Here is a 9966-nt window from a genome sequence, read left to right as displayed (position 1 = left end):
ACCTCACCGAGCCCACCGACAAGACGAAGTACCGCTTCAACTGGACCGCGCCCATCGAGGTGTCGCAGCACGACGACAAGGTGGTGTACCACGGCGGCAACGTGCTGTTCAAGACCACCAACCGTGGGCAGAACTGGACGCCGATCTCCGGTGACCTCACGCGCAACGACAAGACGCGTCAGGGGTGGGGCGGCGGTCCGATCACCAACGAAGGTGCCGGCGGTGAGGTGTACGCCACGATCGTCGTGATCGAGGAATCGCCGCATGATGCCGCCACCATGTACGTGGGCACCGACGACGGGCTCATTCAGCGGACCCGCGACGGCGGCAAGAGTTGGATGAACATCACGCCCGCCGCGTGGGGCGACGGCCTGGTGAACGAGATCGCGGTGTCACCGCACGATGCCGGTACGCTCTACGTATCGTTCCGCAAGGATCGGTTGGGTGACAACACGCCGCACATCTTCGTGTCGAAGGACTACGGCGCCACCTTTACGCGCATCGTGACCGGTTTGCGCGACGGTGAGCCGGTGCGTGTCGTGCGCGAGGATCCCGCGCGCAAGGGGTTGTTGTACGCCGGCACCGAAACCGGCGTGTACGTGTCGTACAACGCGGGTGCGCAGTGGCTGCCGTTCCGCGGCAACTTCCCCGTGGTGCCGGTGACCGACTTGCAGGTGAAGCACGGTGATCTCATCGCGGCCACCGAAGGACGTGCGTTCTGGATTCTCGATGACCTGTCCGTGCTGCGTCAGCGTGCCGATGCGCTGGAGCAGAGCAAGGCGCATCTGTACGCGCCGCGTGAAGCGATTCTGTTCGCCGGCAGCGGGGGCTTCGGCACGCCGCAGAACGCGGGCAAGAATCCGCCCAATGGGGCCACGGTGCACTTCCGTGTCGCCGCGGCGCCAGACAGCGCCACCGCCGTGTCGCTCGAGTTCCTCGACGCCAAGGGCACCGTGGTGCGGGCGTTCGCCACGCGTGATTCGCTCAGCCGGCTCGCCGTGAAGCCGGGGCTCAACAGCGTCACGTGGAACCTGCGTCGCGCCATGCCGACGCGCGTGGGCAACGTGTTGCTCTTCGGGGCACCGGGTGATGGTGGTGCTCGAGTATCGCCGGGCACCTACTCCGTGCGGCTCACCGTGGGAAGCACGGTGCTGACGCAGCCGCTGGTGGTCAAGCAGGACCCCCGGATCGATGCGCCGGTCAGCGTGATCGCCGAGCGTGACTCGGTGGCCAATCTGCTCGCCACGCGCATCAACGAGATCCACGAATCGGTGCTGCGCCTGCGTGATGTGAAGACGCAGGTGCAGGGCTACGTGTCGCGCGCGCGGGAAACGAGTGCCGCCGACACCATCAGCAAGGCCGGGCGCTCGCTCGCGGGGAAGCTGGACAAGATGGACCCGCGGCTCACGACGAAGGCTGCCAACGGTCAGGACATCATCAACTACGCCAACGGCATCAACGGGCAGTACGGCTTCCTGCTCGGCCAGGTGGAGGGGAATACCGCGCTCACGCAGCCGGTGAAGGACCGTCTCGTGGAACTCGAGAAGATCTGGCAGGGCATTCGCGCCGAAGTAGAGGCCATCGAGAACGTCGATGTGCCGGCGTTCAACAACCTGCTCAAGGCGAACAACGTGCCGGGCGTGATCAGCAAGGCCAAGGGCAAGGGGCCGATCGCATGATTCGCTTGGCGAATGAGGCGCAGAGAGTCGGCAGCCGCAGCGGTATGTTGGGGGTGGCACAGCTGGCGCTCCCGATGCTGGCGCTGTTCCCGCTCGCGCCCTCCGCTAGCGCACAGAAGGCGAAGACGGCAGCCACGCCCTACGTGCCCGCCGCCGGTTCGTGGGAGCGCCGGTCGCCCTCGGCGGTGGGTGTCGATTCCGTGAAGCTCGCCGACGCGATCGCCTTCGCGATCAGCAAGGAAAGCAAGTCGCCGCGCGATCTCGAACTCAATCATCTCCAGACGTTCGGGCGCGAGCCGCTCGGTGACGCCATCGGCCCGCTGCCGCCGCGTGGCGGTGCCACCGGCATCATCGTGCGGAAGGGCTACGTGGTGGCCACGTGGGGCACCCCGACGGCGAACGAGATCACGAACAGCGTGACCAAGAGCTTTTTGAGTACGGTCGTGGGGCTCGCGGTGGACGACGGGCGCATTCGCAACGTGCGCGACACGGTGGCGCCATACGTACCGCCCATCGTGCGGGCGCGCCCCAACGGGACGGTGTACTCACGCGACTGGCCCGGTACCGACAAGCTGCTCACGCCGTTCGATACGCCGCACAATCGCACGATCACGTGGGATGATCTGTTGCGGCAAACGAGCGACTGGGAAGGCACGCTGTGGGGCAAGCCCGAGTGGGCCGACCGCCCGGCGCAGGACGCGAGCACGTGGACCACGCGCGCCCGCAAGACGCCTGGCAGCGCCTACGAGTACAACGACACGCGCGTGAACGTACTGGCGCTGGCGGCGCTCCAGGTGTGGCGTCGTCCGCTCCCTGAGGTCCTCAAGGAGCGGATCATGGATCCGATCGGCGCTTCGAACAGCTGGCGGTGGTACGGCTACGAGAATTCGTGGATCGTGCTCGATGGCCGCGAGGTGCAGAGTGTGAGCGGTGGCGGCCACTGGGGTGGCGGCATGGTGATCAGCGCGTGGGACATGGCCCGCTTCGGCCTGCTCACGCTGCGACGCGGTAACTGGGGCGGCAAGCAACTGCTCAGCGACGCGTGGGTGACGCAGGCGCTCACGCCGACCAAGGTGGAGCCCACGTACGGCTACATGAACTGGTTCGTGAACACCGACCGCAAGTACGTGGCGTCGGCGCCTGCCGAGGCGTTCGTTCATGTGGGCGCCGGCAACAACTACATCTATGTCGATCCCGTGAACGATGTCGTCGCGGTGGTGCGCTGGATGGACAACGGGCAGAGTCTCAACGGCTTCGTCGAACGGCTGTTGGCATCGCTGCGCTAAGTAATCCTTATCAATCCCATGGCTTCCAGTTTGTTGGTTCTGTTGGACGACATCTCGTCCATGATGGACGATGTGGCGGTGCTCGCGAAGGTGGCCGCGCGCAAGACGAGCGGCGTGATGGGCGACGATCTCGCGCTCAATGCGGAGCAGGCCAGCGGCGTGCGGGTGGAGCGCGAGCTGCCGGTGGTGTGGGCGGTGGCGAAGGGGTCGCTGTGGAACAAGGTGATCCTGGTGCCGGTCGCCCTCCTCATCAGCGCCTTCGCACCGTGGGCCGTGATGCCGCTCATGATGATCGGCGGTCTCTTCCTCTGCTTCGAGGGCGTGGAGAAGCTGGTGCACAAGTATCTGCACCGCGACGAAGGCGAGGCCCACGCCGCGGTGGTGATGCATCCGGAGTACACCGAGGAGCAACTGCTCGCGGTGGAGCAGGGCAAGATCAAGGGCGCCATTCGCACGGACTTCGTGCTCTCGGCCGAGATCATCGTGATCGCGCTCGGCACCATGGCTGCGGCGCCCATTTCGCAGCAGATCCTGTCACTCACCATCGTGAGCCTTGCGGCCACGGTGTTCGTGTACGGTCTCGTGGCGGGGATCGTGAAGATCGATGACGCCGGGCTCGCGCTCCACCAGCGCGGGAACCCTCTGGGCAGCGTGCTGCTCAAGACGGCACCGCTGCTGATGAAGACGCTGTCGGTGCTGGGTACCGCCGCGATGTTCACCGTGGGTGGTGGCATCATCGCCCATGGGTGGCATGCGGCCGAGGTGCTGCTGGAAGGCTGGGCGCACGCCACCGGCCCGTTGGCCGTGGTGACGAAGCCGGTCCTCGACGCGCTGCTCGGGGTGGTGTGCGGCGGTGTGCTCGTGGTGCTCTTCCTGCTCGTACAGAAGGCGCGCGGTAAGGACGGGCACTGAACGCGCCTCAGTCCAGCGCCACGACCTCGTCACCGGCGATCGCATACAGGCGGTCGCCGGTTTGTCGTTCGTACATCCCGCCGCCGGTGAAACTGGAGAAGGCGGGCAGGATACCACGGCGCGGGCCGAACACGAACGCTGGAAGACGCAGGGTCTGCCGGCCGCGCCCGCGCACCGTCACGCTGGGATGCACGTGACCGCACAGCACGTATCCCGAGGGCGCCTCGCACGGCTCGTGGACGCCGGCGAACGGGCCGCAGACGAACGGCGCGTCGGTGCACACGATGTCGAGCGCGGCCGGTGGATCGCCGGCGTGCTGATCGTGGTTGCCGCGCACAAGCGTAATGCGGAGGGCGGCGTGCTGCTCACGCCATGCCGCGATTGTGCGAAACGTTTCGTCGTGGCGTCCGGTGCGCGCGTGCATCAGGTCGCCCAACACCACGAGATGTTGTGCCCCGGTGGCCTCGATAGCACTGGAGAGCCGCGCCAGATCACTGCTGGTGGTGCCCATGGGCACCGGCACGTGTGCGGCGCGGAATGCGGCTGCCTTGCCCCAATGCAGATCGGCCACGAACAGCGTGCGCTCGGCTTCATGCCAGAGTGCGCGCTCAGGGAGTAACTGGAGCGTTGCGCCGGCCACCTCGATCGTGAGCGTGGTCATGCGCCGAACCGGAACGTGCTCATCACGCCACTCTTGGCCGGTTTCTCGGCGCTTACGGTCATGCGCTTTACGCGATCGGCGAGCTTCTCGGTGCTGAGTTTGGCGCGCGTCATGTCCACCATGAGCGGGAATGCCAACGGCGTGGGGCGCTCCACATCCACGAGGCGCACGGTACTGCGCGACAGGCGCTCGAGTACGCGTCCGAGGCGACTGGCCTCGAGTTGACGTTCCAGCACCTCACGGCGCGCCTGCGCCACCAGCAGGTTGCCGGGGTCATGATTGACGAACACGTCGTACAGGAGGCTGCTGCTCGCCTGCAACTGCTTCACGCTCTTCGACTGGCCGGGGTACCCCTGGAAGATGAGTCCGGCCACACGCGCGATCTCGCGGAACTGCCGACGCGCCAGCTCCGCCGCGTTGAGGCTTTGCGTCACGTCGTGCAGGAGATGGGTGGTGGCGAAGAGTCCCGCGTCGAGCGCCTCCTCGAGTGGCGCTGGCTCGTGGCTCAACAACTCGAAGCCGTAATCGTTGCAGCTGAAGGAGAAGGAGAACGGCTGCAGCTGCGCCATGCGATACGCGCAGAGCGCCGCGAGCCCCTCGTGCACGAGGCGCCCCTCGAATGGGTACACGAAGAGGTGATGGCCGTCGCGCGTCTCGGTGCGTTCGATGAGCAGCTCGTCCGGGCGCGGAATGGCGCTGCGTTCCGCCTGCAGCGTAAGCACCGGCTTCACGGCCAGCATCTCCGGGGTCGTGTACTCGCCGCGTCGCGCCTCCTCGAGCCGATCTCGCACTGCTGCCGCCAGTTCGGTGGAGAGCGGCATGCGCGCCCCCTGCCAGCGCGGAATGGCCCCGCTCATCCCCTTGGCCTTCTTCACCCACGCCGTGAGATCACGCAGACGCACGAACTCCAGCGGCGTCCCCGCAAAGATGAACTTGTCGCCGGGTGACAACCGCGACACGAATGACTCTTCCACCGTGCCCAACCGGCCGCCCTTCAGGTAGCGCACGGCGATGGCCGCATCGCTCACGATGGTACCGATATTGAGCACGTGGCGAAGCGCGACGCGCCGATCGGTCACCACATACGTGCCATGGTCGTTCACGACTCGCGCGTATTCGGGGTAGGCGCGTAGCGCCTCGCCGCCGCGGGTGACGAAATCGATCACCCAGTCGAGCTCGTCGTCGGTGAGCAGTCGGAACGCTCGCGTGGTGCGCAGTTCACGCAGCACCGCTTCACGCGTGAAACCGCCGCCGAGGGCGAGCGTGACCAGATGCTGCGCGAGCAGGTCGAGCGGGCGGTCGAGCGGGGACCGGCTTTCGATGGCGCCGGCCCGAATAGCTTCGCGCGCGGCGGCGACCTCGACCAGCTCGAAGGCATGCGTGGGGACACACACGATACGCGACACGCGCCCCGGCGAGTGCCCGGAGCGGCCGGCGCGCTGCAGCAGACGCGCGACGCCTTTGGGGCTGCCCACCTGCATCACGAGGTCCACCGGCGCGAAGTCCACGCCGAGGTCGAGTGAGCTGGTGGCCACCACGATCCGATAGCGGCCGGTCTTGAGCCCGTCTTCCACGTCCTCACGCTGGGTACGCGAGAGCGACCCGTGGTGAATGGCCGTGAACTCGAACCACGCCGGATTGGCGGCGATGATGCTCTGAAACCAGATCTCGCACTGCGAACGCGTGTTGGTGAACACGATGGCGCTGTCGGCTGCTTCCAGCCGACGCATCACCTCAGGGAGGAGCTTCGTGTTGAGGTGCCCGGCCCACGGAAAGCGATCCATCGTGTCCGGCACGAGCGCCTCTACTTCCACCTCCTTGGGCACCACCCCCCGCACCAATCGCCGGGGGCTCGGCGCACCCGTATCGGTGAATCCGAGCAGCGTGTCGGCGGCCTCGTCGAGATTGCCGAGGGTGGCCGATACGCCCCATGTGCGCAACGCGGGGCAGAGGCGGCGCAGCCGGGCGAGCGCGAGCTCCACCTGCACGCCACGCTTGCTGGAGAGGAGCTCGTGCCATTCGTCGACCACTACGCACCGCAGGTCGCGAAAGATCTCCGCGCTGTCCTTGCGGCAGAGCAGCAGCGACAGCGATTCGGGGGTGGTGACGAGGGCCGTGGGGAGCTGCTCGCGCTGCCGCGCACGGCGTGACTGCGACGTATCGCCGGTGCGTGATTCCACCGTCCACGGCAGCCCCAGTTCGGCAATGGGGAGCTTGAGCGCCTGCTCGGTGTCGGCCGCCAACGCGCGCAGCGGGGTAATCCAGAGCACGCGCAGCGGCATCGCGTCGGCGCGGCGGCGGGCCTTCCGTGCCTGCGGCTCTTCGGCCATCGCTTCGATGACGGGTCCCATCCAGGCGGCGTACGTCTTGCCGGTACCAGTGGCGGCGTGGATGAGTCCCGATTCGCCGCGTGCGTACGCGTCCCATACGTCGCGCTGGAACTGAAAGGGGTGCCAACTGCGCGATTCGAACCAGTCGTGTACACGCTGGGTCGCTCTTTCGAACTGAGGGGACGCGTGCAACACGGAGCTCACCGAGTGGGGTGAGGACGCAGAGGAAATGCTGTTCTCCGTGTGCTCACCTCCCTCGGCGAGCTCCGTGTTCGCGCGTTTCCTTGGCCGGATGCGCGGCGCTGCATCGGCACGTGGGGGGGACGCGTGCAACACAGAGCTCACCGAGGTGGGTGAGGGCACGGAGGCAACGCTGTTCTTCGTGTGCTCATCCCCCTCGGTGAGCTCCGTGTTCGCGCGTTTCCTTGGCCGGATGCGCTGCGCTGCATCGGCACGTGGGGGGGACGCGTGCAACACAGAGCTCACCGAGGTGGGTGAGGACACAGAGGAAATGTTGTTCTTCGTGTGCTCATCTCCCTCGGTGATCTTCGTGTGTACGCGTTTCCCACGTTCAGCCATCGAGTAGGGCCTTCACGGTGTCGAGCGTATCGGCTTCACCTGCCGGCTTGTCCCGCCGCCAGCGCGCGATGCGTGGGAAACGCACCGCAATACCACTCTTGTGTCGCGGGCTACGCTGAATGCCCTCGAAGGCCAGTTCGAACACGAGCTCGGGCTTCACCGTGCGCACCGGGCCGAACTTTTCGAGCGTATTGTTGCGCACGAACGTGTCCACCTGCCGGATCTCGGCGTCGGTGAGGCCGCTGTACGCCTTGGCGAATGGTACGAGCGCATCGCCATCCCAGATCGCAAACGTGTAGTCCGTGTAGAGCCCGGCGCGGCGCCCGTGACCCGCCTGCGCATAAACGAGCACCGCGTCGACCGTGAGCGGGTTCACCTTCCACTTGTACCAGTCACCCACGCGTCGGCCTACACCGTACGGTGCGCTGCGGCGTTTGAGCATGAGCCCCTCGGCCATCTCGCGACGCGACTCACCGCGCGCGGTGCGTACCGCCTCCCAACTTCCCACGTCGAGTACCGGAGAGAGCCCGATGGTCGCGCCACCCGGAAGCCGGCGCACCAGCGACTCGGCGTGTTCGCGTCGCGCGTGCATCGGCTCCGCGCGCACGTCATGCTCTTCTGTCTCGAGACAGTCGTACACGAGCAGCGCACACGGCACGTCGGCCAGCAGCTTCTTTCCTACCGTCTTGCGATTGATGCGCTTCTGCAGCTCGCTGAACGGCAGCGGCTTGTCATCGCGCCAGGCCAGCAACTCGCCATCGAGCACGGTGCCGTCGGGGAGCCACTCGGCACACGCTTCCACCTCGGGAAACCGGCCGGTCAACAGTTCTTCGCCGCGGCTCCAGAGGAACGTGCGGCCACACCGGCGCACGAGCTGACAACGGATGCCGTCCCACTTCCACTCGATCTGCCAGTCACGCACCTCACCGAGTGACGTGGGCTCGGCCTCGAGCGGATAGGCGAGGAAGAAGGGGTATGGACGGCTCCAGTCCGCATCGGTGGTTTCGGTGGCCACGAGCTGTGTGTACCACGCGGCTGTGGGCTCCCACTTCCCCATGAGCCGGTGCGCGATCGTTTCGGCGCTTACGCCGCTCACCTGCGCGAGCGCGCGCACCACGAGACCATCGCTCACGCCCACGCGAAACGCGCCGGTGAGCAGCTTGTTGAACACGAAGCGCGCCGAGCCACTCAGCGAACGCCACGCATCGAGCAGTGCGGCGCGCTGCGCTACGGGCTCGAGCGATTGCAACGGCAGCAATCGGTGCTCCACCCACCAGGCCAGTCCTTCGGGGTCGTGATCGTCGCCCTCGGGCACGAGCAGCGTGATGGTTTCGGCGAGATCGCCGGCTTGCGCGTAGCACTCTTCGAACAGCCACGGCGCAACTCCAGCAGCTTCTCCCGCCCACGCGCGCAGATCGGGGGCTTTCACCAGCCGCTTGGGGCGACGGCCCACGAGAAACGCCACCGCCCACGCCGCATCAGCAGCCGGCGCGTGCGCAAAGAACGACGCAAGCGCCGACACCTTCGACGAGGTGGCCGTGCTGGCGTCGATGGCATCGTAGAGCGCGGCGAACTGTTTCACGGCGCTGACTCCACAACGGTTTCGCCGGCAGTACTCCCCGTGTCACTTTCGCTGGCGTCGACCGCGGCGTCGTCACGTTCCCCTTCCCAACGCGTGGCGATCGCGCGGGCCTCGAGCCCGCGTTCGGTCAGCCACTGCACCACGGGACCCGTGAAGCCATGCGTGACCCACACGCGCTGGGCCCCAGTGGCGTCCACTGCGGCGAGCAACTGCGGCCAATCCACGTGATCGCTGAGTGTGAAGCCCGCATCGACGCCACGCCGACGTCGGGCACCGCGCACGCGCATCCACCCGCTGGCGAACGCCGTGCGCACCTCGCCGAATCGCCGCAGCCACGTGGAGCCCGTAACGCTGGGCGGCGCGATCACGATGGCACCGGCAATGGCTTTGTCGCGCAGGGCGTCGCTTGCGTGACGTGTGGACGGCAACAACACGCCACCGTGCCGATACAGCGCCGTCATGCGCTCCACGGCCCCATGCGTGACGATGGGGCCGATGCTGTCATCGAGCCCGGCGATGAGGCGCTGGGCCTTGCCGAGGGCGTAGGCGCAGAGCAGCGAGACCTGTCCGGCGGCAGCGTTGGCTGCCCACCACGTGTTGAGGTCGGCGAACACCTGCTGCTGCGATGGCCAGCGATAGATGGGCAGACCGAAGGTGCTTTCGGTGATGAAGGTGTGGCAGCGCACCGGTTCCCACGGGTCGCAGGTGGGGTCGGGGTCGGTCTTGTAGTCGCCACTCACCACCCACACTTCGCCGCGGTATTCGAGGCGTACCTGCGCCGAGCCCAGAATATGGCCCGCGGGGTGAAACGACACCGTCACGCCATTGATGGAGCGAGTGGCGCCGTACGGCATGCCCTCGAGTCCGGCGGCCCAGCTGCCCAATCGTTCACGCGACACCGCCGCGCCCGCCTCGGTGACGAGGTAGGCGTCGCACC

Annotated in this window: 6 protein-coding genes and 1 pseudogene; 3 read left to right on the top strand and 4 right to left on the bottom strand. The window is 66.9% G+C overall.

Annotation, left to right across the window (positions count from 1 at the left end; all coding sequences use genetic code 11):
* From ACIQ6O_RS08195 to ACIQ6O_RS08185, 3 genes and pseudogenes are all read left to right on the top strand, one after another.
* Positions 1 to 1679 (top strand): annotated as a pseudogene (locus ACIQ6O_RS08195) (hypothetical protein); the annotation flags it as partial.
* Between the two features lie 44 nt (positions 1680 to 1723).
* Positions 1724 to 2965: a serine hydrolase domain-containing protein gene (locus ACIQ6O_RS08190; RefSeq protein ID WP_396207291.1), complete on the top strand. Its 1242-nt coding sequence runs from the start codon at positions 1724 to 1726 to the stop codon at positions 2963 to 2965.
* Positions 2966 to 2983: 18 nt separating this feature from the next.
* A complete protein-coding gene (locus ACIQ6O_RS08185) occupies positions 2984 to 3877 on the top strand; it encodes a DUF808 domain-containing protein (protein ID WP_396207290.1) in 894 nt (297 codons plus the stop codon).
* Between the two features lie 7 nt (positions 3878 to 3884).
* On the opposite strand, the gene pdeM is transcribed toward ACIQ6O_RS08185, so the two are convergent.
* From pdeM to ACIQ6O_RS08165, 4 genes are all read right to left on the bottom strand, one after another.
* Positions 3885 to 4538, bottom strand: a complete 654-nt coding sequence (gene pdeM / locus ACIQ6O_RS08180; protein WP_396207289.1) for a ligase-associated DNA damage response endonuclease PdeM — start codon at positions 4536 to 4538, stop codon at positions 3885 to 3887.
* The gene (locus ACIQ6O_RS08175) at positions 4535 to 7060 is read right to left on the bottom strand and encodes a ligase-associated DNA damage response DEXH box helicase (RefSeq protein WP_396207292.1); all 2526 of its coding nucleotides are present in this window, start codon (positions 7058 to 7060) and stop codon (positions 4535 to 4537) included. The genes pdeM and ACIQ6O_RS08175 overlap by 4 nt, the downstream gene beginning before the upstream one ends.
* A gap of 379 nt (positions 7061 to 7439) precedes the next feature.
* Complete coding sequence (locus tag ACIQ6O_RS08170; RefSeq protein WP_396207288.1) at positions 7440 to 9029, bottom strand: ATP-dependent DNA ligase; 1590 nt, start codon at positions 9027 to 9029, stop codon at positions 7440 to 7442.
* Positions 9026 to 9966: ligase-associated DNA damage response exonuclease (locus tag ACIQ6O_RS08165; RefSeq protein WP_396207287.1), on the bottom strand; the 941-nt coding region annotated here is incomplete at its 5' end. The genes ACIQ6O_RS08165 and ACIQ6O_RS08170, both read right to left, overlap by 4 nt.

Origin of the sequence: Gemmatimonas sp. (assembly GCF_044345575.1) — a bacterium.
Lineage (GTDB): Bacteria > Gemmatimonadota > Gemmatimonadetes > Gemmatimonadales > Gemmatimonadaceae > Gemmatimonas.
The sequence above is the reverse complement of the archived record's forward strand: the minus strand, read 5'-3'. Positions and strand labels throughout refer to the sequence as shown.

Excerpts from the sequence above, each read along its gene's own strand:
- pdeM (WP_396207289.1), bottom strand. The coding sequence starts at position 4,538 with ATGACCACGCTCACGATCGAGGTGGCCGGCGCAACGCTCCAGTTACTC.
- ACIQ6O_RS08185 (WP_396207290.1), top strand. The coding sequence starts at position 2,984 with ATGGCTTCCAGTTTGTTGGTTCTGTTGGACGACATCTCGTCCATGATG.
- ACIQ6O_RS08190 (WP_396207291.1), top strand. The coding sequence starts at position 1,724 with ATGTTGGGGGTGGCACAGCTGGCGCTCCCGATGCTGGCGCTGTTCCCG.